Below are 24,467 nucleotides of genomic sequence, written 5' to 3'. Positions count from 1 at the left end.
TCTGCCGGAAGACGGCGAACACCGCCCGGCTCGCCGCCGTGTAGGCAGCCATCCGGGGCGGCACCACGATCGCGTCCGGGCAGAGCCGCCGCGCCGGCCGGCCGCCCGTGTCACCGTCCGTAGACCTCGAACTCGTAGAGCGAGAAGCCGTACGAGGTGGCCCGCTTGACCCCGTACACCCGCACGTAGCGGGCGCTGACCGGGGCGAAGGTGGCGTTGTCGACGCTGCCGTTGCCGGTGGTGGTGGCGAACACCGGCGTCCAGGAGCTGCCGTCGCCGGAGACCTCGATCCGGTACGAGGTGGCGTACGCCGACTCCCAGCGCAGCACCGCCCGGCTGACCGTGCGGGCCGCGCCGAGGTCGACCCGCAGCCACTGGTTGTCGTTGTAGCTGCTGGCCCACCGGCTGCCCAGGCTGCCGTCGACCGCCTTGTCCGGCGTGTAGCTGGTCAGGAACTGGGTGCTCGACGCGCTTGCCGGGCGGCCCTGGGCCAGGTTGGTGACGTCGTCGCCCCGGCGTGCCGGGAACGACACCACCTGCTGGTAGGTGGGCCGGTTCTGCCAGGCGATCAGCGGGTGGGTGATGCCACCCAGCCCGGACTGGGCGATCGAGTCGGCGCACCACTGGTCGCCGGTGCCGCAGGACTTGTCACCCGGGTAGACGGTGGTCGCCGGCACCGCGGCGGCCTGCCCGAGCGCGTCGAGCAGCGACTGCCGGCACGCGCCGAGGTTGCCGTTGCCGCAGTACGCGCGCCCCAGCCCGCCGGCCACCGGGTCGCCGAGCACGGTGCGCACGTCCTTGTCGACGTAGCCCCACCAGCCGTACTGGAACGACGAGCCCTTGTGCGCCTGGCCCGCCAGGGCCCAGCTCACCGCGCCGTCGCGACCGCCGTTCTGCCCGCCCGACGGCGCCTCGTTGACCTCGATCGCGTCGACGAGCGCGGCGTAGAGGTCCGGCCCGAGCCCGGGGCGGAACTCCGCCGAGGCGAGCAGCGGCCACCAGGCGTCGAAGATCCGGATCGCGTCGGCGTGCTGGTAGACCTTCGATCCCGGGGACGTCTCCACCCGCCGGGCGCCGGCCTGCTGCCAGGCCCGCAGCTTGGTCACCGCGTCGGCCAGCGCCGGGTCGGTGACCGGCGCGCTGTCCAGCACCCGCAGCAGGTCACCGAGGACCTGCTGGCCGCGCAGGTCGGTCACCGCCGCGTCCGCCATGATCTTGACGACGTCGGCGCGGCCGAGCTTGCGCTGGGCGATCGCGGCCCGCACCGGGCCGTCGAGCAACTGACCCCGGTGTACGGAGCCGAAGCTGAAGTTGCCGTCCGCCGCCCCGAAGTCCCGCGCCTGCTTGTTGTTCCAGCTCACGTAGTAGTCCTGGTTGACCGACTGCGGGTGCGCCGACGCCGGCGCGTAGCTGGCGTCGTTGGTGTCCGGGTTCCACCCGGCCCACTCGTACGCCGGCTCGGCCTTCGCCGGCAGGTTCGGGTCGGTCACCGACGACCGCACCGGGTTCGCGCCGGAGTTGTAGTACGCGGCCTCGGTCGAGTTGACGTAGAACCAGTTGAACGCGTAGCCGACGCTGCCCGCGGACGCCTGGAACGCCGCCGCGCTGCCCATCGCCGACGGGTCGTTGAACGCCTGGAAACCGATCGCCGAGTCGGCCTCGTGCCGGTAGGTGGAGCGCAGCTTGGTGAACGCGGTCGGCTGCCCGTTCACCAGCCCCCGGTACGCGACGAGCCCGTACTTCGTGCGCAACGCGCGCAGCGTGTAGGAGCCGGCCGGGGTGGAGTCGGCGAGAGTCGGCGACCAGGAGTTGCGCTGCTCCAGCGCCTCCATCGCGAGGCACTGCCCGTGGTAGAGGTAACGGTTGGCGCGCAGCGTCGGCGCGCTGCCGTCGGTGGTGCACAGCGGCACCGCGTACGTGTCGGTCAGGTCCTGCGAGGCGGAGGTGGCGCTCCACGCGTAGTCCTGGCCACGGCCGAGCAGCACGTAGAGGTTGAGCCCGGCGAACGCCGCGCCGCGGGCGCTGATCCCCGGCCCCTGCAACTCCTGGAGCATCAGCAGTTGCGGGGCGAAGTAGCCGGTCTGCGGCCCGAACACGGCCACCGGGTTGCCGGTGGTGGTGTGCCGGCCGGAGACGACGACCGCGTTGGACATGCCGTGCGCGCGCAGGTTCGACAGCCCGCCGAGCAGTTCCTTGGTGGCGGTGCTGGCGCCGGTGCGCGAGGCGGCGCCGCCGGTGGCGTCGTAGGCGAGCGGCTCGGCGACCACCGAGCCGGCGTCGGGCAGCACCGCGCTCGTCGCGCCGGGCGGCGTCGCGCCGTACGGGAAGCTCTGCCCGTCGTGCAGCGTCAGCACGGTCTCCGGGTCGTTCTGCGAGCGGAACGCCGCCCACACCTTGTCGCCCTCGGTGGCGCCGTACTTGGCCCGGGCGGCGACCCGGACCAGCGCGGACTGGATCTCGCTGCCCCCGCCGCCGCCGAACAGGCCGCCGATCACGCCGGCGGTGGCGATCAGGTCGGTCATGGTGAAGTGCTTCGGCTTGCCGGCGCCGGCGAGCACGTACTCGCCCGGGTAGTTGTCGTCGGCGATCGACTTGTCGATGTAGGCGTTGATGCCGGCGATGTAGTCGACCACGTCGGTGTAGAGCTGCTGGCCCCGGGCGCCCTTGGTGCGCAGCGCGTCCACCTGGGCCTGGAGGTCCGCCTCGGTGTAGGGCGAGTTGGCCCAGACGCTCTGCTCCAGCTCGCGGTTGCCGGGGGCGCCGCCGGCGAACGAGGTGACGTTGCCGCGGCCGACGTGCCGCAGCAGGTCCATCACCCAGAGTCGGTCCTGGGCCCCGGCGTAGCCGGCGCCGAACATGGTGCCGCCGCGGGTGGTGCCGGTGACGTGCGGGACGCCGGTGGCCCTGTCGCGCACGATGGTGACGTCGGAGCGCGGCGAGACGGTGCTCTCGACCTGCGCGGCGGGGACGCCGAACGAGGAGTCGTTGTAGAACTGGGCGATCTGCTCGTCGGTCAGCCCGGCGTAGTTGTAGACCAGGTTCGCGTACTCGTCGAGCTGGTCGCTGGAGTGCGCCGGGCGGGTACCAAGCGTCTGGTGGGCCAGGATGGCGACGAGCGTGGCGTTGCCGTTCTGCCCCGGCGGCAGGATGTCGGAGCACTGGCCGAGGCAGTAGTCGTTGGGGGCGAACGTGGTGGCCGCGAGCGCCGGTGTGGGCGGGGTGACGGTCAGCACGCTCGCGGTCAGGGCGGCGGCGGTGAGCGCCGCGAGCCGGGCACGCAGGGGACGACGGGGCATGGCGATTCCTCCGGGGACGCGGAGTCGGGCCTTCGGTGCGCCCGGCGGCCGTGCCGACGTCTCGCCCTCCGCGCCCGGGCGCTCCACCCGGAGGTGAGAATGACTCACATATATCTCGGGGCAATGATCGGCGTCGAACCGTCGCTCGGGATACCCGTCGTTCACCAGCCGCGAATGCCGACGTTTCGCCCCTACTGTCGCCGGTGGACGCGACGGTGGGGGGTGGCGCCGTTGCCACCCCCCACCGCGTTCCTGAGCCGGCGCGCCCGTCAGCGCTTGTGGAACGACTGGCGCACCACCCCGCCCACCAGCGCGCACCAGGTGGTGGTGCTGAGCTTGCCGGTGGGCGGCAGTCCGTGCAGACGCTGCAGGTCCTTCACCGCGGCCCGGGTCGGGTGGTCGTACTCGCCGGTCGGGGTGACCTCCGCGTAACCCTTCGAGACCAGCATGGTCTGCGCCGCCACCACCGGCACGCCGCTGTCGCGCTGGTCCAGCTCCGGCGCGAGCGTCTCCCAGGTGGGCGCGGTCAGCGTGGCGTCCACGTCGACCGGGATGCCGTTGCGGGCCTGCCAGTCCTGCACCGCCGCGACGGTGGCCGCGTCGAACACGCCGGTCACCGGCACCGCGTAGCCGCGGAACGTGAGGAGCTGCTGCGCCACCCGCACCACCGGGCCGCCGACGAAGCGCCAGATGTCCGGCCAGCGGCGCGCCGGCACGTCGCCCAGGCTGGTGCCCAGCTCCCGGAACACCCGGCGCCGCACCGCCGGGAACTCCCGGTAGAACGTCGCGCCCGGGCACTGCGTCTCCCGGAAGTCCCAGTGGCCGAAGATGTCGTGCGCGAACAGCCCGTACTGCCGGCAGATCGTGGTGCAGAGCCGCACCAGCCCGTCGAGCAGGTCCTCCGGCGGCGCCTCGGTGACGTACGTGCCCTCGTTCTCGATGCCGATCGCCCGGCCGTTCTCGCCCGGGCAGTGCGCGGCGATCATCTGCCGGTCGCCGGCCTGCAACCGCTCCAGGCTGCCGTGCCGTCCCTCCAGGACGTGACCGCCCCGGCTCACCGTGAAGTGCTGCCCGGTGTCCGACCAGCCGTTGCCGTCCATGTGCAGGTCCTGGCAGTCGCGGGCCAACTGCTTGGCGTGTTCCTCGGAGTAGTCGGTGACGTTCGGGAACGCCATGTGGTGCAGGATGATCTTGTTGGTGGGGATCGCGCTCACCGACAGCGCGCCGGACGGCGGCCGGGCGGCCCACTCGTCGCAGCCGATGATCCAGTCGAGGTCCGCGCCCGGCGCGGCGTGCGCGGCGGCCGGGAGCGCGAGTTCGGTCCCGACGACCGCGACCGTGGCGGCGCCGAGGCCGGCTCGCAGCAGCGTACGGCGGTCCAGCTCGGGGTGGTCGAAGTGCATGGCATCTCCTCGGTTACCCGACCGACGCCGGGTGATGTAAAGGAACTCCAAATGCAGCGCGCGATCCGGAGAATATTGCCAACACCGCGCCGTACGCCAGAGGACAAATGCCACCCGGGCCGTGCGGCTCCCATCGGATCAGTAGGCGATGTCACGCCCGACGACCGGTACGGACCATGTCGGCGACCGCCCGCCGCGACACCTCGGACCGTGCCCTGTCCGCGATCGACAACCCCCCGTCCCCACACGCCGACCCCTCCGGACCCGCCGATCTTGCACTTGGTGCCCCGGCGAAAGGGGCTTTCCGCCCGTATCCAGGGCCGCAACTGCAAGATCGACGGATTACGGGGCGGGGCTTTACGCTGGGGGTGCGGGGGAGGGGAGGGGAGGTGCGGTGGATCGGCGGGGGGTGCTTGCCGCGGCGGGCGGGCTGGCGGTGGCCGGGATCGGCGTGCCGGTCGGGCTGGCGCTCGGCCGCGAGCGAGCGCCGGTGGTCGCGGGTGGACGCCGGGCGGTCAGCATGGCGATGCACCTGCACGCGTCGTTCAGCGAGGGTGTCGCCAGCTACGCCGCCCACCTCGACCAGGCCCGCCGCAACGCCGTCGACGTGCTCTGGTGGACCGACCACGACTTCCGGGTCGCCGCGCACGACCACCGACGCGAGGTGCGCTTCGACGGCCCGGAGGAGTCCGAGGGCGCGCTGGCCTGGACCTGGACGGCGGCCACCGAGGGGCGGCTCACCGACGCCACCGCCGACTTCGTCGCGGCGCCTGACGCCGCCGACGGCCCCGGCCACGCGTTGCGCCTGGCCGCCACCGGCGCCGGCACCCACTGGTACGCCGGCAAGGCCTGGAACTGGACGCACACCGGGAACATCGCCGACACCACGCTGCACCTGGACGTGCGGCCCGAAGCGGCCGGCCCGGACGCCACGCTCACCGTCGAGGTCGCGCTGTCCCACCACCCGGCCGGGCCCGGCCGACCCGCCGGCCAACTGGTGCTGAGCTACCGCCTCGGCGCGGTGACCACGGTGCGGCACCGCGTCGACGGCCGGTACGGCACCGTCGACCTGCCCGCACCGGCCGGCGCGTGGCGGCGGCACACGTTCGACCTGCTCGCCGACGTCCGGCGACTGTGGCCGGACCTGGTGGCCGGCGACAACTCGCTGCGCGGGCTGCGCCTCGGAGTGACCGTCGCCGGCGGCGCGCGCGGCGCGTACCTCGTGGACCGACTGGTCTTCGACCGGGCCCGCCGCGCCGGGCAGGGCGGCGAGGAGTTGCGCGCCGAGGTGCTGCGCGGCTACCACGGGTCCTACCCGGGCGTCACCCACCACCGGGCGTACGAGGTGTCGATGGTGCGCCACCTCAACTGGTTCGGCGGCGACGGCACGCTGCCCCGCTTCCCGTCCCCGCCCTACCGGGACAACGATCCCGGCGCGACCGAGCGGATGGTGGAGTTCCTGCACGCCCACGGCGGGGTCGTCTGCTGGAACCACCCGCTGGACGTGGAACGCCGCGACTCGCTGGCCCGACTGCTGGTGGACCGGAACGCGCTCGGCGTCGACCTGATCGAGATCGGACGCGCGCCGGTCGAGGAGCACCTCTGGGCGTACGACGTGGCGGCCCGCAACGCGATCCCGCTGACTGCCGTCGGGGTGACCGACGACCACGACGGCACCGACTGGCGGGCCGGGCGGGACCGGTGGATCACCTCCGTCTGGGCCGCCTCCACCCGCCGCGACGACCTGGTCGCGGCGCTGCGCGCCGGGCAGGCGTGGTTCGCCGACCTGGTCGGCTACCGGGGCGTGATGGACCTGGAACTCGGCGGTCGCAGCGCCATGGGCGCGGTGGCGACGGTCGCCGACGACACCGTCCCGGTGCGGCTGCGCGCCACCGACCTGCCCGCCGGGGCCACCCTGGAGGTGGTCACCGGCGACGTCGACCTGGCCGGCGCGGCGGACCCGACCCCGGCGGTCCGCACCGATCGGGTGCCGTGGCGGCAGATGCGACCGGGCTGGCACGACCTGCCGGTGCGGGTGGGCGGCGGCGCGTACGTCCGCACCCAGGTCCGCGACCGCGAGGGCGCGGTCGTGGCCGCGAGCAACCCGCTCTGGCTGCTGCGCCGCCCGCCGCCCCGGGGCGTCCCCCCGGCCCGCCGCCTGTTCTGACCTCGCCGCGCCCTGCCGGCCGAGGGTTGCGCCGGTCTGCTGCAGTGGCGGTGTGTCCGTTACCGACCATCCGCCGCCCGGCCCCGGCCCGGCGGGACACCGCCGGTCCGGGGCCGCCGTCCGGCGCGGGGAAGCGTCCGTTGCGCCGATGGACGCCCGTGCCGGCGCGACCAGAATGACCAGCGAGGCGGCAACCGGCAGCCGTCCCTGGAGCGCGGTGGGGTTCGTCGCATGAGCGGCTGGAAGCTGTCCGGCTACACGCCGGTTCGTACGCTCGGCTCCGGGGCGTCGGGCAGCGTCGTGCTCGCCACCCACGACGCCACCGGCACCCCGGTCGCGATCAAGTATCTGGTCCGCGACCTCGGCGCCGACTCCTCGTTCCGCCTCGCCTTCCGCGACGAGGCCCGGCTGCTCGGCGAGGTCGACGACCCGCACGTCAGCCGGCTCTACGAATATGTGGAGTCGCCGCACGGCGCGGCCATCGTGATGGAGCTGGTCGACGGCGTGTCGCTGCGGCAGATGCTGCGCGCGCACGGCCCGACCACGCCCGAGGCGGCGCTCTGCGTGCTGAAGGGCTCGCTCGCCGGGCTCGCCGCCGCGCACGCTCACGGGGTGGTGCACCGCGACTACAAGCCGGAGAACGTGCTGGTCACCGGTGCCGGGGCGAGCAAGCTCGCCGACTTCGGCATCGCCATGCCGATCGGCCAGGGCTCGGACACCACGGTCTCCGGCACGCCCCGCTACATGGCGCCGGAGCAGTGGACCGGCGCCCCGGCCGGCCCGGCCTGCGACATCTACGCCGCCACCGCCACGTTCTTCGAGTGCCTCACCGGGCGGCCCCCGTACCCGGGTCCGGACCTGCTCGCGCTCCGCGTGCAGCACGCCACCGCGCCGGTGCCCACCGACCCGGCGCCCGCCGAGGTGCACGAGCTGCTGCGGCTCGGCATGGCCAAGCGTCCCGAGGAACGGCCGCAACCGGCCCAGGTCTTCCTGGAGCTGCTGGACCGGGTGGCCGGGGCCGGGTACGGCCCCGGATGGGAGGAGCGCGGGCTGGGTGAGCTGGCCCGGCGGGCCGCCCTGCTGGCCGCGCTGTGGCCGTTCCCCGACCGGGCGGAGGGCGCCACCGCGGTGACCAGCACCGCGCTCGGCGCCACGACCGGCCGGGGCCGCCTGCTCCGGCGCGGACGCAAGCGCACCCTGCTGGCGGTCGGCGCGCTGGTCACCGCCGTGCTGGTCGGCGGCGCCGGGTACAGCTACGCCGCCCGGGAGACCCCGGCCGCCGGCGCGTCCGGCGGCCCGTCGCCGTCCGGCGCCGGACCCGTCGCCCCGACCGCCCCGGACCCGACGGGCGCCGTGACCCCGGACGCCACCCCCACTGCGTCCCCCACACCGTCCGCGCTGCCCAGCCCGTCGGCGGCCACCCCGTCCGCCACCCCGGACGCGACCCGGGCGCCGACCCGGCCGCCGGTACGCACCGGCACGCCGATCCCCACCCCGACGCGCAGCACGTCGCCGCCGCCCCCGCCGGACGTCACCGCGCCGGTCGTCGGCGGCGTCGGCGTCGACCCGGGTCAGCTCGAACCGAAGGGCTGCCCGTTCGGGGTCCAGAGCAGCGCCGTCACCGTCACCGCCACCGACGACCGCAGCCCTCCGGCCGCCCTGAAGGTCACGTTCCGCTACACGCTGGAGGGTGCCACCGGGACGGTCCGGATGACCGCCGCCGGGCGCGGCGTGTTCACCGGCACTCTCGGGCCGCTGGCCGCGCCGAGGCAGAGCAGCCGCATCCCGATCGAGGTCACCGCCGTCGACGCCGCCGGCAACGCGACCACCTCGGCCAGGCCGGCGTACGTGACGCTCTACAACTACTGCACCCCCGGCTAGGAGGACGACGTGCCCGCTGCCCCGCATCGCGGCCCCGACCGGGGACGGCCGGCGTGACCCGGCCGGAGGAGCCCACCGAGGCGCTGCCCACCCGCGCCCTGCCCACCGCACCGACAGGCGACGAGTCCACCGTCCACCTCGTCCCGCCCCGGACCCCGGCCGACGCCGACGCCGACGCCACGGTGCACCTCGCCGGGCCGGCCGCGCCCGGGTGGCGCGGCGAGCCGACCGTGCACCTCGGACCGACGACGGGGGAGCGGACCGTCCCGTTCGGCGCGTCGACCGGGTCGTCCGGCGGCGCCTCCGCCGGCGGGGAGTCGACCGTGCACCAGGCCGCGCCGTGGCCGGCCGGTGAGCAGCCGACCGCGTCGTACCGCGCGACAGTGACCGGACCGGCCGCCCGGACGGCGGGGGCGACCGCCGGGGCGTACCGGCAACCGACGGTGACCGGCGGGTCGACGCCCGCGCCCGGCGGTGAACTGCGCTTCGGTCCGGGCGTGCCGGCGACGCCGCCGCCGGCCCCGGCCTGGCCGGTCGCGCCACCGGTGCGCCCGCCGCGCCCGGTGTGGCGTCGGGTCGTCTCGGTGCTGTCCACTCTGCTCACCGCCGCGCTGCTGGTGACGGTCGGGCTCTACCTGTGGCAGCGGCTGCGCCCGCTGGAGGTCGAGCAGGTCGCGGTGGCGGTGCCCCGGCCGCCCGGGGTGGCCTGCGACGTGACCGTCGACGTGGTCGCCACGGTCCGCACCAACGGCCGCGCCGGCACGATCCGCTACCAGTGGTTCCGCTCGGACGCGCCGCCCGGCGCTCTGCTCACCGAGCGGGTCGGCAACGGGCAGCGGACCGCCACGCTCACCCTCAGGTGGACGTTCAGCGGGGTCGGCGCGACCACCGGGACGGCCACCGTCAACATCGTCGAGCCGTCGCCGGCGCAGGCCGGTACGCGTGTCGACTACCGCTGCCCCGGCGGCTGAGCGTTTCCCCGCGCGCCGGCCAGGGTAGGCCCTCCCGGAACGACCCTGACTTCGTGCGTGGAGGCCCTTCGATGAAAGACAACTTCGGTGACGCGGTGGGCGACGCGTTCCGTTCGGTGATGCTCTTCCTGCCCAAGGCGGTCGCGTTCGTCGCGATCCTGGTCGCCGGCTGGCTGGTCGCCAAGGCCGTGCTCAAGCTGGTGGACAAGATCCTGGAGCGCGTGCACTTCGACCGGGCGGTCGAGCGCGGCGGCATCAAGACCGCGCTGGCCCGCTCGAAGTACGACGCCAGCGACCTCGTCGCCAAGCTCGCCTACTACGCGGTGCTGCTGGTCACGCTCCAGCTCGCGTTCGGCATCTGGGGCCCCAACCCGATCTCCGACCTGATCGCCGGCGTGGTCGCCTGGCTGCCCCGGGCGTTCGTGGCGATCGTCATCGTGGTGGTGGCCGCGGCCATCGCCCGGGCCGTGAAGGACATCATCTCCAGCGCGCTCGGCGGCCTCTCCTACGGCCGGGTGTTGGCCAACCTCGCCTCCGTGTTCATCCTCGGCCTCGGCGTGATCGCCGCGCTCAACCAGATCGGCGTCGCCACCGCGGTGACCACCCCGGTGCTGATCGCGGTGCTCGCCACCGTCGGCGGCATCCTGGTGGTGGGCGTCGGCGGCGGGCTGGTCCGGCCGATGCAGAGCCGCTGGGAGAACTGGCTGACCCGGGCCGAGGAGGAGTCGCGGACCATCGCCACCCACGCCCGCGCCTACCAGGCCGGCCGGCGTGACGTGGCGGCCCGGCTCGCCGCGGACCGCGAGGCCGAGCTGGCCCGGCCGGTGGTCGCGGGCGGCGAGGCGGACCGCACCCAGCCGGTGCCGGCGTACGCGGGCTCGGCCGAGCCGACCCAGGTGGTGCCGACCCAGACCGCGGGCGACCCGACGGCCGTCGGGGAGACCACCCAGGTGATCCCGGCGCTCGGCGACACCGGGCGCACCCCGCCGACCACGCCGCGCCAGCCGACGGCCGAGCAGGCCGCGGACAGCGAGGCGACGATGGTCATCCCGCAGGCGGACGTGGACAAGTTCCGCCGCTGAGCCGAGCCGGTCGACCGGGGCGGGATCCGATCGGATCCCGCCCCGGAAGCGTCTCACCCGGGGTAGGGGCGCTCGGTCCGGCCGCGCCGCAGGGTGTCCGCCCACCAGTCCAACTGGCCCAGCATCCCGGCCAGGCCCGACTCCGCCGGCCCGGGTCGGCGCAGCTCGCCGCGCGCGTCGAACGCGGCGTGCACGTCGGGGACCAGGACGCCGGTACGCATGGTGGGAACGTGCAGCTCGGCCAGGACGCCGCGCAACTGCTCCACCGCGCGCAGGCCACCGGACGTGCCGCCGTACGAGACGAAGCCCAGCGGCTTGGCCCGCCACTCGACGTACGCGGTGTCGATCGCGGTCTTCAGCGGGCCGGGATAGCCGTGGTTGTACTCGGGTGTGACGACGACGAACGCGTCGGCCCGGGCGATCCGCTCGGTGAACTCCTCGGCGTCGCCGCCGCCGGCCAGGTCGCCCGGCAGGTCGAGGTCGGCCAGGTCGACGTGGTCCACCTCGGCGGCCGGGTGCTGGTCGAGGCGTCGCAGCAGCCAGCGGGTCACCGTGGGGCCGATCCGGTCCGGCCGGACGCTGGCGGTGATGACCGCCAGCAGGTAGGGGGAGAGCCGCTCAGGCACGGTGTCCTCCGGTCGGGGAGCGGAGTTCGAGGTCCGGCGCGACGGCGGCGTCCGCGTCGGGCGGCGGCAGCGAGTTCACCAGCGCCCGGATCTCGTCCTCGCTCAGCGTGAGGGCGAACTCGCCGACCAGCGCGTCGGCGTACTCCTCGTCGGTGAGCGTGCGGCACCGGGTGGGGTGGCCGGGGCTCTCCCACGTGTATGCGCGGTCGATCAGCCGGCGCACCGACTCGTCGTCCTTGCGGACCACGACGCGTTGCCTGGTGAACGGCGAGCGCGGATCGGTGGCGGTGTGGTGGTTGGCGACCTCGACGTCCACCGGATACTGCGGCTCCTCGGTGAAGGTCTGCACCGTGACCCAGTCGTCGGTGGCGCGTTCCCGCAACCGCCACGCGCCGTCCGGGCCGCGCCGGAGCCGGTACTCCCAGCGGCCCTGCCGGCGCGGGGCGTCCTCGACCAGCGGCAGCGGTTCGAGCAGGCCGGACGTGATCGCGGCGACGTGCGCCCGGTGCAGGGCGCGCAGCGTCGCGCCGTCCGGCGTGACGGGTCCGCGGTGGCCGACGCGCCGCAGGTACGCGTCGAGGTCCAGCGCGTCGACAGGCCAGTGCGCGGCCAGGTCGACGGGTCCGGGCGGGGAAGCCGGTGGAGGGGTCACGTCACGGTCCTCTCTGCTCAGCGCGCCGGCGCCGGTCCGGTGCTGGCGCGGACGACGAGGTGGGTGGGGAGGGTGATCCGGTTGGGCGTGCCGGCCGGGTCGAGCAGCATCCGGGCCATCAACCGCCCCTTCTCGGCGATCGGCTGGCGGACGGTGGTCAGCCCGGCCGCCGCGGCCAGCGGCACGTCGTCGAAGCCGGTCACCGAGAGGTCGTGTCCGACGCGCAGTCCGCGGTCCTCGGCGGTGCGGGTCACGGCGGCGGCGAGCACGTCGCTGTCCGCGACGATCGCCGTCGGCCGGTCGCCGTCGGCGAGCAGCGCCACGGCGGCCGCGTGGCCGGAGGCGGTGGCGTTGCTGCCTGCGCTGACGACCCGCAGGCGGGCGCCGGGGGGCAGGGCGTCGCGGACCCCGGCCAGCCGGTTGCGGGAGTACGGGTAGAGGGCCGCCTCGTCCACCGTCGGGACGTACCGCCCGGGTGGCTGCGGCGCGGCGACCACCATCGCGAGGTCGCGGTGACCCAGGTCGACCAGGTGCCGCCCGATCGCCCGGCCGGCCTGCCGGTCGTCGATCAGCACGGCGCGGGCGGCGGTGGACTCGGTGGAGAGGACCAGCGGGAGCGAGCGGTCGGCGAGCGCCCGGACGGCCGGGTGCGCGTCGGTGAGCCCGTCGGCCACGGCGCCGTCGATCACGGCGCGGTGCACGGCGTCGAGCGACTCGGCCACCTGGGCGTCGGTGAGGCCCGCGACGACCGGCGCGAACGGGATGAGCACCAGGCTGGTCCGGCCCGCCGCCAGCGTCTCGGCGAGACCGCCGAGCAGGTCGAGCACGTAGGGGTCGCGGAACGCGTACCCCAGTTCGGTGGTGAGGATGACGCCGACGGCGTTGGCCCGCCCGGTGCGCAGCGAGCGGGCGGCGGCGTTCGGGCCGGCGTAGCCGAGGTCGCGGGCCACCGCGAGGATCCGGGTCCGCATCTCGGCGGAGAGCCGCTGCGGCCTGTTGAAGGCGTAGGAGACCGCCGCCGTGGAGACGCCCGCCGCCTCGGCGACGGACCGCAACGTGACCCGGGATCCCATGGCCCGCCTTCCGTTGTTAATCGATTAACAGACTGCCCGGTCGGCGGGGCGCCCGTCAAGCCGCGGGTCCGGTTAGGATCGTCGGCATGACCTGGCGATGTTGATCCCCGCCTGAGCGACGAGCCCGCGGGCCGCCGCGGACACCACGCACTGCGACAGGTGTCCGTCACGTCCCGTGGGAAGGTTTCATGCTCGTCGCACCTGCCCGCGTGCCCGCGATCCGCCGCCTGGCGGCGACGCTCTACGGCTACGCGTTCCTCACCGACCTCGTCCTGCTCTACCCGCTCTACGTCCTGCTGTTCGCCGACACCGGGCTGTCGGTCGGGCAGATCTCCTCGCTCTTCGTCCTCTGGTCGGCCGCCGGCATCCTGCTGGAGGTCCCCTCCGGGGCGCTCGCCGACGCGCTGTCGCGCCGGCTGTTGCTCTGCCTGGCGCCGCTGCTCGCGGCCGCCGGCTTCGCGCTCTGGGTGCTGGTGCCGTCCTACCCGGCCTTCGCCGCCGGCTTCCTGCTCTGGGGCGCCGGCGGCGCGCTGCGCTCCGGGGCGCTGGAGGCGCTGGTCTTCACCGAACTCGACCGCCTCGGCGCCGCCGACCGCTACGCCCGGCTGATCGGCCGCACCCGCACCGCCGAGGTGCTCGGCGCGGTCGGGTCGGGAGTGCTCGCCGGCCCGGTGTACGCGCTCGGCGGCTACCTCGCCGTCGGCGCCGCCAGCGTGCTGACCTGCCTGCTCGCCGCCGCCGTGGCGGCCCGCCTCCCCGAACACCGGTCCCCGGCGGACGCCGGCCCGGCGCCGGGGGAGCGGCCGGACGAGGGCGAGCCCGGCTGGTGGGACAGCCTGCGCGCCGGTCTCGCCGAGGTACGCGCCGTCCGCGCCGTCCGCGCCGCGGTGCTGCTGGTCGCCGCCGTCACCGCGATCTGGGGCGGACTCGACGAGTACACCGGGCTGCTGGCCCGGGACACCGGCGTGGGCGAGGTGGCCGTCCCGCTGCTGCTCCTGCTGGTGTGGGCCGGAATGACAGTGGGTGGGCTGCTCGCCCCGTGGGGCGAACGGCTGTCCCACCGGGGGTACGCCGGCCTGCTGGTGCTCGCGGCGGCGGCGACGGCGGCCGGGGCGCTGCTGCGCCATCCGGCCGGGTTCCTGCTGCTGGCGGTCTCGTTCGCCGCGTTCCAGCTCGCCACCGTGCTCGCCGACGTGCGGTTGCAGGCGCGGATCACCGGCGACGCCCGGGCCACCGTCACCTCGCTGGCCGGGATGGCCACCGACCTGACCACCGTCGCCTTCTACGGCGGGTACGGGCTGCTGGCCGGCGCGTTGGGCAACCCGGCCGCGTTCGCGGTGGCCGTCCTGCCGTACCTGCCGGTGGCGCTCCGGGTGCTCACCGGGTCGGGGGTGAGTCGCCAGAAAGCGAAACAAAAAGGGCGCTCGTCACTACGGTGGGTCCGGTGACCCTGCAAGCACAGCGCACCCTGTGCGACGAGGACCTGACCGGGCTGGCGGAGCTGGCCGCCCAGCTACGGGTGGACGCGATCCGGTGCACCACGATGGCCGGTTCCGGGCACCCCACCTCCAGCCTCTCCGCCGCCGACCTGCTCGCCGTGCTCGTCGCCCGGCACCTGCGCTACGACTGGTCCTACCCGGGCAACCCCGGCAACGACCACCTGATCTTCTCCAAGGGCCACGCCTCGCCGCTGCTGTACGCGGTGTTCCGGGCCACCGGGGCGATCAGCGAGCAGGAACTGCTGGAGACGTACCGCCGGGCCGACTCGCGCCTGCAGGGCCACCCCACCCCGGTCCTGCCCTGGGTCGACGTCGCCACCGGCTCGCTCGGGCAGGGCCTGCCGGTAGGCGTCGGCGTGGCGCTTGCCGCGCAGTACCTCGACCGTTCACCGGCGCACGTCTGGGTGCTCTGCGGCGACAGCGAGACCGCCGAGGGCTCGGTCTGGGAGGCGCTGGACAAGGCCGGCCACTACGGGCTGCGCAACCTCACCACCATCGTCGACGTCAACCGGCTCGGCCAGCGCGGCCCCACCGAGCTGGGCTGGGACCTGGACACCTACCGGCGGCGGGTGGAGGCGTTCGGCTGCCGGGCGATCGTGGTCGACGGCCACGACCTCGGCGCGGTCGACGAGGCGTACGGGCAGGCCCGCGACGCCGGCGGCCCGACAGTGGTGCTGGCCCGAACGGTCAAGGGCAGGGGCGTGCCCGAGATCGAGGACGACCCGTCCTGGCACGGCAAGGCGCTCGACCCCGAGCTGGCCGACCGGGCCGTGCGAGGGCTCGGCGGGCCGCGGCGCATCCGGGTCGCCGGACCGAAGCCGTTCGCCGTGCCCCGGGCCGACCCGGTCGAGCACCGGCGGCCGGAGCTGCCCCGCTACGAACGCGGCGCGAAGGTCGCCACCCGGGACGCGTACGGCGACGCGCTGCGCGCCCTCGGCGCCGCCCGGCCGGACGTGGTCGCCCTCGACGGCGAGGTCGGCGACTCCACCCGGGCCGACCGCTTCGGCGAGGCGTACCCCGACAGGTACTTCCAGATGGCCATCGCCGAGCAGCAGCTCGTCGCCGCCGCCGTGGGCCTGGCGGTGCGGGGCCGGCGACCGTTCGCGGCCACCTTCGCCGCGTTCTGGTCCCGCGCCTACGACTTCATCCGGATGGCCGGCGTCTCCCGCGCCGACATCGCCCTGGTCGGCTCGCACGCCGGGGTGGAGATCGGCCCGGACGGCCCGTCCCAGATGGGCCTGGAGGACGTCGCGGCGCTGCGCGCGGTACCCGGCTCCACGGTGCTCTGCCCGGCCGACGCGGTCTCCTGCGCGGCCCTGGTCGCCCAACTGCCCGACCGTCCGGGCGTGGCCTACCTGCGCACCACCCGCGGGGCGTACCCGGTGCTCTACGACGCCGGCGAGGCGTTCCCGATCGGCGGCAGCCGGGTGGTCCGCGAGGGCGGCGACGTCGCGCTGCTCGGCGCCGGCGTCACCGTGCACGTCTGCCTCGCCGCCGCCGACGAGCTGACCCGCGAGGGGATCGACGCCCGGGTGGTCGACCTCTACTCGATCAAGCCGGTGGACCGGGATCGGCTGCGGGAGGCGGTCCGGGACACCGGCGGCCGGCTCGTCGTGGTCGAGGACCACTACCCGGAGGGCGGCCTCGGCTCGGCCGTGCTGGAGGCGCTTGCCGACCTGGCCGAACCGGTCCGGGTCCAGCACCTCGCGGTGCGCGGGCTGCCCGGCTCCGGCACCCCGGCCCAACAGCTCGACCGCGCCGGGATCGGCCCGCACGCGGTCGTCGCGGCGGCGCGCGCGTTGGCCTGACAGGCGTTTGCCACGAGCCCCGGCGGGTAGCCACGCTGCCGCCGCGACGGGAGGACCGACAATGGCCGAATCGCAGTTCCACGCCCGGGTGGCCGCGCGCGCCGGCGTGCCGGAGACGACCGCCCGCGCCCTCACCGAGGCGACGCTTACCACGCTCGCCGAGCGGCTCAGCGGCGGCGAGGCCGCCGACCTGTCCGCGCACGTCGCGCACGAGCTGCGCCCGCTGCTGGCCCGGGTCCGCACCGAGGACGCGGAGTCCTTCGGGTACGACGAGTTCCTGCGCCGGATCGCCGAGCGGGCCGGCGCCACTCCGGCCGACGCCGAGCGGGGTGCGCGGGCGGTGCTCCAGGCGCTGCACCGGGTGGTCGGACCGGCCGAGTTCGACCGCGCCGTGGCCCAGCTCCCCCGCGAGATCGGCGAGCTGGCCCAACCCGCGCCGAGGGTGTAAGGAGGGGCCCCCTGTTAACGCATTCGGTAGAGGAGGGGCCCCCTCTTAACCACTCTCCCCGGAGACGTACACCCAACGGCCGTCCTCGCGGGTGAAGTGGCTCAGCTCGGCCAGCACGCCCGGGCGGCCGCCCTCGCGGTAGTGGGCCCGGAACCGGACCGTGCCGACGCTGTCGAACAGGCCGCCCTGGCCGGTCTCCAGCACCTCCAGCCGGGTCCACCGGGTGCCGGCGTCCAGGTCCAGCAGGTCGGGGCGGGTGCGGGAGTGCCAACTGTGCCGCAGGTAGTCGGCGTCGCCGAGGGCGAACGCGCTGAACCGGGACCGCATCAGCGCCTCGGCGGTGGCCGCCGTCGCGGCGCCCCGGTGCACCGGGGCGCAGCAGTCCTCGTACGGCCGGCCGGAGCCGCACGGGCAGGCCGTTGCGCGTGTCACCATCCGCCGATTCTCACCCACCGCCGGGGAGCGCACGGAGGAGGCCCCGCTCGACGCGCGAGTGTTAAGCGGGGCCCCCGCCTCTACCGAATCCGTTAACAGGGGGCCCCTCCTTGCACGCGGGGCACTAGGGTGCGGGAACCATGAGCGTGAGCCCGACGCGGCGCGACCTCGACCCGGCCCAGGTGCGCCGCTACCTCGCCGCATCGGTCGGCTTGGCCGCAGAGGTGGTCGACTGCGGCCCGCTGGCCGGTGGCGGGTTCGCCGCGGTGTGGTGGGTGCACCTCACCGACGGCCGTGACGTGGTGCTCAAGGTCGGGCCGCCGCCGCACGTGCCGCTGCTGCGCTACGAGCGCGACATGATCGGCGCGGAGGCGCGCTACCTGCGCCTGGTGGCCGCCCGCGCGCCCGCGGTGCCGGTGCCGTCGCTGCTGCACCACGGCCACCACCCGGAGCTGGGCGACTGGCTGCTCACCGCGCGCCTGCCCGGTCGTACCCTGTGGGACCTGACCCGGGCCGGCGCGGACGTCGCGTCGCTGCGGGCGGAGTTCGGCCGGGCGCTCGCCGCGCTGCACGCCGTCACCGGCGACCGGTACGGCTACGACGGCGGCCGGGCCGCCGCTCCCACCTGGCGGGCCGCCTACACCGCGATGGTGGACGACCTGCTCGCCGACGCGGCGGACTGGGCGGTGCCGCTGCCGGCGCCCGCGCACCGGATCCGCGAGGTGGTCGCCCGGCACGCCGCCGTGCTCGACGTGGTACGCCGCCCGGCGCTGCTGCACTTCGACGGCTGGGCCGGCAACGTGCTGGCGGTCGACGGGCCGGACGGCGCGCTCCGGCTCAGCGGCCTGGTCGACGGCGAACGGCACCTGTGGGGCGACCCGCTGCTGGACCTGGTCTCGCCGCTGCTGTTCCGCCGCGCCGAGGACGAGCCGGACGACGCGTTGGTGCGGGCCTACCGGGAGGTGGCGCCGTTCGCGTGGGACGCGGGCGCGCGGCGCCGGCTCGGCCTCTACCGGCTGCACCTCTACCTGCTGATGACGGTGGAGATGCCCAGCCGCGCCATCACCGCGGAGTCGGACCCGGGGCGGGTGGCGCGGCTGGCCGAGCTGCTCGACGCGGAGCTGTCCGACCTGGCCGGGCCGGTCAGAGCCAGCCGGAGCGGCGGAACAGCCGGTGCAGCGTCACCGCAAGCGTCGCCATGAGCAGCAGCGCGCCGCCGTAGCCGTACCGCCAGTGCAGCTCGGGCATGTGCGCGAAGTTCATCCCGTAGACCCCGGCCACCGCGGTCTGCGAGGCGGCGATCGCCGCCCACGCCGCGATCCGGCGCATGTCGTCGTTCTGCTCCACGGCGAGCTGCGCCAGTCGGGACTGCACCAGCGAGGTGAGCAGCTCGTCGTAGGCGCCGATCCGCTCCACCGCCCGCGCCAACCCGTCGGCCACGGTGGCGAACCGGTGCCGCAGCGCGGCCGGCGGGCCGCCGTCGGGGGAGTCCAGCAGGGCGCGCAGCGGCGCGGTCAGCGGCAGCACCGCCCGCTTGAACTCCACCACCTCCCGCTTGAGCTGGTAGAGATGCTGAATGTCGGCCCCGTGCTCACGGGCGAAGACGCTCTCCTCGACCCGGTCCAGGTCGCGCTCCAAGTGCTCGGCGACCTCCAGGTACAGCTCCACCATCCGGGCGCAGACCGCGTACCCCACCGCCCACGGGCCCTGGGCCAGCACGTCCGGCCGGCGTTGCACCTCCTCGCGCACCGGGGCGAGCGCGCCGGTCGCGCCGTGCCGGACGGTCAGCGCGAACCGCTCGCCGAGGAACACCAGCACGTCGCCGGTGTCGACCACCTCGGAGGTGGCGGTCAGCTCGGCGTGCTCCACGTAGCCGGCGCTGCGCAGCAGCAGCAGCGTCACGTCGCCGTAGCGCCGCACGGTGGGCCGGTGCCCGTCGGCGAGCGCCTGCTGCACCGCCGCCTCGTCGAGCCCGAACGTCCGCCCGACGGCGGCCAGCACCGCGGCGCCGGGCTCGTGCAGCCCGAGCCAGACGAAGGTACGCCGGCCGCGGCGCGCCCGGTCGTACGCGTCGGCGTAGTGCGGCCGGCCCGGTTCCCGCCGCCCCGCGACGTAGACCGCGCAGTCGACCACCGCGTCGGGGTTCACCCGGCGCTGTCGCGGCACGGTCGCCTCGCCGCGCCGCAGCAGCCGACCGACGAGGCCGGGCAGCCGCTCCCGCCACCGGATCCGGTCCACCGCAACCTCCGCCCGCCCGGGAAACCGACGGCCTACCGTACGGTGCTTCCGGGTCCCGGCGGTGTCCGGCCCGCGTCAACGGGCGGCGGTGGCGAAGACCACGATGTTGTCAGGATAGCTGCCGGTGCGCGGGTCGAACCGCCCGCCGCAGGTGATCAGGCGCAGCCGGGCCGCCGCGCCGCCGCCGTACACCCGCTCGGTGGGGAAGCGGTCCTTCGGGTACGCCCCGACACCGTCCACGGTGAACGCCGCGGTCCGGCCGTCGGCCCGGACCACCCGGACGGTGTCGCCCGGGCGGAGTCTGCCCAGGTCGAAGAAGACCGCCGGCCCGCGTTGCGAGTCGACGTGCCCGACCAGCACCGCGTTGCCGGCCTGACCCGGCGCGGGGCCGGGGCGGTACCACCCGGCCACCTCCGGGCGCTCCAGCGGCGGCACCTCCAGTGCGCCGTTGTCGTCGGTGGCGACCGCCACGACGTCGGCGTCGACGCCGATGCGGGGGATGGCGATCCGGACCGGCGTCGAGCGGGGGAGCGTCGGGCCGGCGGAACCGGGACGCTCGGTGGCCGGCGCGGCGGACGCGCCGGGCTGCGGCGGGGCCGCCGCGGTGCGGCCGAGGCCGGCCGAGACCAGGCCGACGCCGAGGGCGCCGGCGAGGGTGACGGCGGTGACGACGACCGCGGTGCGCAGGCGCGACGCCCCGCGCACCGGGCGACTGGACGAGGACACCGGTTCCACCTCCGTCCGACGTGGACGCGGTGCCCGCGCCGGTGGACCGGCGCGGGCGACCCGCTCGGTGAGCCGTTTCAGGCGGTGACGCCGGCCCGCCGACGGCGACGGACGAGGACGTACGTCCCGCCGGCCAGCGCGCCGACGGCGAGCGCGCCGCCCGCGACCAGCACTCCGGTGTCGCCGCCTCTTCCGCCGGCGCCGGCCTGGGCGCCGCCGATCGGCGTGACGGTGAACGTGGCGCTCCCGCCGTCGCTGCCGTCGCCGCAGGTGGCGGCCACGGTGTACGTGCCGAGCGTGAACCCGGCGGTGAACAGCTCGGCGCTCAGCCCGCCGCCGACGGCGGCCGTGGTGGACCGGACGTTCTGGTCGCGGTCCGGTCCGGTGACCCGGAAGATCGCGTCACCGGCGTTCGGGTTGCACGTCGTGGTGAGCACGACCGTGCCGCCGACCGGGGTGGTGGCGGGTGAGACTCTGGTGTCCGCCAGCGCGGCGGCCGGGAGCAGCAGTGCGCCGAGGCCCACGCCGACCGCCGCCGTTCCGAGAATTGACTGTGCCTTCATCCGCGTCTTCCCTCACTTTTCGTCCGCTGTCTGCGTGGGACGTCGTTCGGGTGGCCAACTCCGTGACTAGCACCGGTGTGGCCAACACTAGGAGGGTTGCGACCGTCACTGGGGGTAATTGAGAAATCTTCGTTGCCGTCCGGTGTTCCCCGTCTCGCCACCGGTCGACGGACATGCCGGCACAGCCGGCGCCCGAGCGGACGAACCCGGCCTCACCGGGCCGGCGGCTCCGGCCGGACCAGCCCGGTGTCGTACGCCAGCACCACCGCCTGGATCCGGTCGCGCAGGCCCAGCTTGGTGAGGACGGCCGAGACGTGCGTCTTCACGGTGGCGGTGCTGAGGTGCAGCCGGGCGGCGATCTCCGCGTTGGACAGGGCCCGCGCGGTCAACGTGAGCACCTCCACCTCGCGGGCGGTCAACGCGGCCAGGGCCCGCTCGGCGGTGGGCGCCGGGCCGGGCAGCCGACCGGCGAACCGGTCCAGCAGTCGCCGTGTCACGGTCGGGGCCAGCAGCGCCTCGCCCCGGGCGACCACCCGCACCGCCTCCGCCAGGTCGGCCGGGCGGGTGTCCTTGAGCAGGAAGGCGCTCGCCCCGGCCCGCAACGCGGCGTAGACGTGCTCGTCCACGTCGAACGTGGTGAGCATGACGATCCGGGCGGGGCTGCCGGCGGCCACCAGCTCGCGGGTCGCGGCGATGCCGTCCCGCCGGGGCATCCGCACGTCCATCAGCACCACGTCCGGCCGGGTACGCGTCGCCACCTCGACCGCCTCGACGCCGTCCGCCGCCTCGCCGACCACGGTCAGGTCGGGCCGCGCGTCGAGGACCATCCGCAGCCCGGCGCGGATCAGCTCCTGGTCGTCGGCGACCACCACCCGCACGCTCACCGGTTCCTCCTCCGTCCGTGACCGCGGGTCCTCATCGGCGCGCCCCCACCGGGAGGTCGGCGCGGACCCGGAAACCGCCGGACGGCAGCGGGCCGGCGTCGAGCGTGCCGCCGAGCAGCCGGGCCCGTTCCCGCATGCCGACGATGCCGCGCCCGCCGGTCGTGCCGGCCCGGCGGGCGGGCGCCGCGCCGTCGTTGACCACCTCCAGCCGCAGCACCCCGTCGTCGTACCGCACGTCGACGTCGGCGCGCGTGGCGTGCCCGTGCCGCAGCGCGTTGGTCAGCGACTCCTGCACGATCCGGTACGCCGAGAGCTGCACCCCGCCGGGCAGCGTCTCGCAGTCGCCCTCCCGGCGCAGCGTCACCGGCAACCCCACCGCGCGGACGGCGTCGGCCAGAGCGTCGAGCTGCGCCAGGCGCGGCTGCGGCCCGTCCGGGTCGGAACCGTCGTCGGCGGTCAGCGCGTGCAGCATGGCGCGCAGCTCGGTCAGCGCCGACCGGGCCGCCGCGTTGATCGACCCGAGCGCGGCGCGGGCCTGCTCCGGGTGCTTGTCGAAGACGTCCTCGGCGGCGACGGCCTGCACCGCGATGACCGCCACGTGGTGGGCGACCACGTCGTGCAGCTCCCGGGAGATCCGCTCCCGCTCGGTGGCGCGCACCTGCCGCTCCCACTCGCAGCGCCGCTGCTCCCGGGCCCGCATCACCTCACCGACGGACCAGCTGAAGCCGAGCGCGAACAGCGCGAGCAGCAGGTCGCGCCAGTCGCCGGTGGCCAGCTTCCACGGCGTGGGGGCGGCCAGCAGGGCGAGCGCGACGAGCGAGAACCGGGGCGGGCGCAGCCGGGCCACGTAGGACAGCGGCGCGGCCACCAGGCCGAGCCAGCCGAGCGCCGGGCAGAGCGCCTCCAGCCCGACGCCGGCCAGCGCGGCCAGCGCGAGGGCGTACCCGGGTCGGTGGCGGATCCACAGCAGACAGCTGGCCTGCAGCGCGGCGAGGCCGACCGCGACGGCGGTCCCGCCCGCGGTGGCCGGCCCGGTGCCGGAGGTCAGCAGCACGAGCAGCGACACGGCGAGGACGACGACGGCGATGCCACCGTCGATCGCCAGCAGCGCGGTCCGGGAGCGGGACGGGCACCTCATGTCCGGATGCTAGGCCGCCGGCCCGCGCGTGTTCATCGGCCGCGAGACGGAGATCCGGTCGGGTCCTGGTCCTCGCGACGGAACGGGGAACCGGTCCGCGGCGTGATCCGCGCGACGTCCGTTCCGCCCTAGCGTTGCGGCAGTCGATTCCGCCGCACCGGAGGTACGCACCGATGGAGACCGCGATGCCCGCCACCACCGTCCGTCCGGCCCACCGCCGTGACCGGCTGCTCACGGTGCTCGCCGCCACCGCCGCCACGCTGTCCGGCTGGGCCGTCGCGGTGCCGCTCGCCGGGGTGGAGCTGACCGCCCGCAGCGGCGGCGGTGAGCAGCGGGTCACCCCGGTGGCGGTGGCGGCGAGCACGCTGCTGGCCGGGGTGGCCGGCTGGGCGCTGCTGGCCGTGCTGGAGCGCCTCACCGGGCGGGCGCGGACGGTCTGGACCGCGGTGGCGGCGGTGGTGCTGCTGCTGTCCCTGCTCGGTCCGCTGACCGGGGGAGTGGGTCGCCCGGCCACGGTGACGCTCGTGGTCCTGCACCTGCTCGCCGGCGCCGTGCTGGTGCCCGGCCTGCGGCGGAGCGCCGTCCGCTGACCGGTGGGGGTCGGGACCGCCGTCACGGGGGCGCGTGGTCCCGACCCGACCGCCGGTCAGCTCGCCGGGACCGGCTCCGGCAGCGGCTCGCCGGTCTCCAGCAGGCTCTTGAGGCTGGCCAGCAGTTCCGGCCAGCCGCCGCTGCCGTCGAGCTGCCCGCTGATCGCCCGGTGCATCTCGCTGTCCGGCGAGAAGTCGTCGTGGACCACGGTCAGCCGGACGGTCTCGCCCCGCGGAACGAGATCGAACGTGACAGTCGAACGGCGCTCGCCGAGCCGGGCGGCCAGCTCCTCGTCGGACCACCCGAAGTGCGCCGCGTGCTCGGCCTGGAAGCCGTGCCAGGTGTACGCGAGCCGCCGGTAGGGCTCGGCGACCAGCACCCGCTGACCGAGGTCCTTCGGCTCGCCGTCCGGCGTGTCCTGCCACCGCACCGGTGAGCCGGGTTGCCAGTCGGACACCAACGTGACGCCGCCCCAGTAGCGGCGGGTGAACGCGGGTTCGGTCAGGGCCCGCCAGAGCCGTTCGGGCGTGGTCCGGACGTAGGTGGTGTAGACGAACTTGGGGCTCTCCATGGGCTCCGCCTCCAGTGCGGTCCAAAGGTCGGCGAGGGCGCGGGCGCGCTCCCGGTGGTAGCGGCCGATCCAGCGGTCGGCCACCGCGTTGATCGGAGCGGCGTCGAGGTGGTGCAGTTTCTCCCGCCCTCGCCGGGTGGTGGTCACCAAGCCGGCGGCCTCCAGCACGGCGAGGTGCTTGCTCACCGACTGCCGGGTCATGTCCAGCCCGGCGCACAGCTCACGCAGGCTCTGGCCGTTGCGGGCGTTCAGGCGGTCGAGCAGGCGTCGCCGGTTGGCGTCCGCCAGCGCCCGGAACACGTCGTCCACCCGTCGCTCCACCCGTCGCAAAAGGGCAGCCGTTCGGTTGCCCTTCCGAAGGATAGGCACCCTGTCGGCTGCCCGTCCAGTCCGAGGCTAGCCTCCTAGGATGCCT

The 24,467-nt window shown here is 75.3% G+C and carries 21 protein-coding genes and 1 pseudogene; 9 read left to right on the top strand and 13 right to left on the bottom strand.

Going from position 1 to position 24,467, the window contains the following annotated elements:
* The 3 genes and pseudogenes from ACIA5A_RS28935 to ACIA5A_RS28925 all read right to left on the bottom strand — a co-directional run.
* Window positions 1–85, bottom strand: a pseudogene (locus tag ACIA5A_RS28935) (hypothetical protein); the annotation flags it as partial.
* A 25-nt stretch (window positions 86–110) separates the two neighbouring features.
* Complete coding sequence (locus ACIA5A_RS28930; protein WP_396767604.1) at window positions 111–3,296, bottom strand: penicillin acylase family protein; 3,186 nt, start codon at window positions 3,294–3,296, stop codon at window positions 111–113.
* 269 nt (window positions 3,297–3,565) lie between these two features.
* Window positions 3,566–4,699, bottom strand: a complete 1,134-nt coding sequence (locus ACIA5A_RS28925) for an N-acetylmuramoyl-L-alanine amidase (RefSeq protein WP_396767602.1) — start codon at window positions 4,697–4,699, stop codon at window positions 3,566–3,568.
* A gap of 394 nt (window positions 4,700–5,093) precedes the next feature.
* Between ACIA5A_RS28925 and ACIA5A_RS28920 the strand changes: the two genes are divergently transcribed.
* The 4 genes from ACIA5A_RS28920 to ACIA5A_RS28905 all read left to right on the top strand — a co-directional run bounded on the left by ACIA5A_RS28920 (window position 5,094) and on the right by ACIA5A_RS28905 (window position 10,800).
* Window positions 5,094–6,866 (top strand): hypothetical protein, encoded by a 1,773-nt coding sequence (locus tag ACIA5A_RS28920; protein WP_396767600.1) that lies wholly within the window; start codon window positions 5,094–5,096, stop codon window positions 6,864–6,866.
* A 231-nt stretch (window positions 6,867–7,097) separates the two neighbouring features.
* Window positions 7,098–8,747, top strand: a complete 1,650-nt coding sequence (locus ACIA5A_RS28915; protein WP_396767598.1) for a protein kinase — start codon at window positions 7,098–7,100, stop codon at window positions 8,745–8,747.
* 53 nt (window positions 8,748–8,800) lie between these two features.
* Window positions 8,801–9,718 (top strand): hypothetical protein, encoded by a 918-nt coding sequence (locus ACIA5A_RS28910; protein WP_396767596.1) that lies wholly within the window; start codon window positions 8,801–8,803, stop codon window positions 9,716–9,718.
* Between the two features lie 71 nt (window positions 9,719–9,789).
* Window positions 9,790–10,800, top strand: coding sequence for a hypothetical protein (locus ACIA5A_RS28905; RefSeq protein ID WP_396767594.1), 1,011 nt, complete (start codon window positions 9,790–9,792; stop codon window positions 10,798–10,800).
* 53 nt (window positions 10,801–10,853) lie between these two features.
* Here the strand turns inward: ACIA5A_RS28905 and ACIA5A_RS28900 are convergent, their stop codons facing one another.
* The 3 genes from ACIA5A_RS28900 to ACIA5A_RS28890 are packed head-to-tail and all read right to left on the bottom strand — an operon-like array spanning window position 10,854 to window position 13,151.
* Window positions 10,854–11,426 (bottom strand): NADPH-dependent FMN reductase, encoded by a 573-nt coding sequence (locus ACIA5A_RS28900; protein WP_396767592.1) that lies wholly within the window; start codon window positions 11,424–11,426, stop codon window positions 10,854–10,856.
* On the bottom strand, window positions 11,419–12,078 hold the full coding sequence (locus ACIA5A_RS28895; protein WP_396767590.1) for an arylamine N-acetyltransferase: 660 nt from the start codon (window positions 12,076–12,078) through the stop codon (window positions 11,419–11,421). The genes ACIA5A_RS28900 and ACIA5A_RS28895 overlap by 8 nt, the downstream gene beginning before the upstream one ends.
* 17 nt (window positions 12,079–12,095) lie before the next feature.
* Window positions 12,096–13,151 (bottom strand): LacI family DNA-binding transcriptional regulator, encoded by a 1,056-nt coding sequence (locus ACIA5A_RS28890; protein WP_396767588.1) that lies wholly within the window; start codon window positions 13,149–13,151, stop codon window positions 12,096–12,098.
* Window positions 13,152–13,339: 188 nt separating this feature from the next.
* Here ACIA5A_RS28890 and ACIA5A_RS28885 point away from each other — a divergent pair, with 188 nt between their 5' ends.
* The 3 genes from ACIA5A_RS28885 to ACIA5A_RS28875 all read left to right on the top strand — a co-directional run bounded on the left by ACIA5A_RS28885 (window position 13,340) and on the right by ACIA5A_RS28875 (window position 16,906).
* The gene (locus tag ACIA5A_RS28885; RefSeq protein WP_396767587.1) at window positions 13,340–14,599 is read left to right on the top strand and encodes an MFS transporter; all 1,260 of its coding nucleotides are present in this window, start codon (window positions 13,340–13,342) and stop codon (window positions 14,597–14,599) included.
* A complete protein-coding gene (locus ACIA5A_RS28880) occupies window positions 14,596–16,458 on the top strand; it encodes a transketolase (protein WP_396767586.1) in 1,863 nt (620 codons plus the stop codon). Before ACIA5A_RS28885 ends, ACIA5A_RS28880 begins: the two co-directional genes overlap by 4 nt.
* A gap of 61 nt (window positions 16,459–16,519) precedes the next feature.
* Window positions 16,520–16,906, top strand: a complete 387-nt coding sequence (locus ACIA5A_RS28875; RefSeq protein ID WP_396767585.1) for a DUF2267 domain-containing protein — start codon at window positions 16,520–16,522, stop codon at window positions 16,904–16,906.
* Window positions 16,907–16,951: 45 nt separating this feature from the next.
* Here the strand turns inward: ACIA5A_RS28875 and ACIA5A_RS28870 are convergent, their stop codons facing one another.
* Entirely contained in the window at window positions 16,952–17,341 is a 390-nt protein-coding gene (locus tag ACIA5A_RS28870; RefSeq protein WP_396767584.1) for a YchJ family protein, read from the bottom strand.
* A 140-nt stretch (window positions 17,342–17,481) separates the two neighbouring features.
* On the opposite strand from ACIA5A_RS28870, the gene ACIA5A_RS28865 reads away from it, so the two are divergent.
* Complete coding sequence (locus ACIA5A_RS28865; RefSeq protein ID WP_396767583.1) at window positions 17,482–18,543, top strand: phosphotransferase family protein; 1,062 nt, start codon at window positions 17,482–17,484, stop codon at window positions 18,541–18,543.
* Here the strand turns inward: ACIA5A_RS28865 and ACIA5A_RS28860 are convergent.
* From ACIA5A_RS28860 to ACIA5A_RS28840, 5 genes are all read right to left on the bottom strand, one after another.
* Complete coding sequence (locus ACIA5A_RS28860) at window positions 18,485–19,579, bottom strand: magnesium and cobalt transport protein CorA (protein WP_396767582.1); 1,095 nt, start codon at window positions 19,577–19,579, stop codon at window positions 18,485–18,487. The two genes, ACIA5A_RS28865 and ACIA5A_RS28860, sit on opposite strands and share 59 nt — an antisense overlap.
* 75 nt (window positions 19,580–19,654) lie before the next feature.
* Window positions 19,655–20,305 (bottom strand): class F sortase, encoded by a 651-nt coding sequence (locus tag ACIA5A_RS28855; protein WP_396767581.1) that lies wholly within the window; start codon window positions 20,303–20,305, stop codon window positions 19,655–19,657.
* A 77-nt stretch (window positions 20,306–20,382) separates the two neighbouring features.
* On the bottom strand, window positions 20,383–20,868 hold the full coding sequence (locus ACIA5A_RS28850; RefSeq protein ID WP_396767580.1) for a hypothetical protein: 486 nt from the start codon (window positions 20,866–20,868) through the stop codon (window positions 20,383–20,385).
* A gap of 212 nt (window positions 20,869–21,080) precedes the next feature.
* Entirely contained in the window at window positions 21,081–21,752 is a 672-nt protein-coding gene (locus ACIA5A_RS28845; RefSeq protein WP_396767579.1) for a response regulator, read from the bottom strand.
* A 31-nt stretch (window positions 21,753–21,783) separates the two neighbouring features.
* Complete coding sequence (locus ACIA5A_RS28840; protein WP_396767578.1) at window positions 21,784–22,890, bottom strand: sensor histidine kinase; 1,107 nt, start codon at window positions 22,888–22,890, stop codon at window positions 21,784–21,786.
* Window positions 22,891–23,075: 185 nt separating this feature from the next.
* On the opposite strand from ACIA5A_RS28840, the gene ACIA5A_RS28835 reads away from it, so the two are divergent.
* On the top strand, window positions 23,076–23,480 hold the full coding sequence (locus ACIA5A_RS28835) for a DUF6069 family protein (protein ID WP_396767577.1): 405 nt from the start codon (window positions 23,076–23,078) through the stop codon (window positions 23,478–23,480).
* A 56-nt stretch (window positions 23,481–23,536) separates the two neighbouring features.
* Here the strand turns inward: ACIA5A_RS28835 and ACIA5A_RS28830 are convergent, their stop codons facing one another.
* Window positions 23,537–24,361, bottom strand: coding sequence for an ArsR/SmtB family transcription factor (locus ACIA5A_RS28830; protein ID WP_396767576.1), 825 nt, complete (start codon window positions 24,359–24,361; stop codon window positions 23,537–23,539).
* Window positions 24,362–24,467: the final 106 nt, after the last annotated feature.

The sequence above is a fragment of the Micromonospora sp. NPDC051300 genome, assembly GCF_044455315.1.
GTDB classification, from domain to species: Bacteria; Actinomycetota; Actinomycetes; order Mycobacteriales; family Micromonosporaceae; genus Micromonospora; species Micromonospora robiginosa.
Note: the sequence above shows the minus strand (reverse complement) of the source record. Positions and strands in the feature narration are given on the sequence as shown.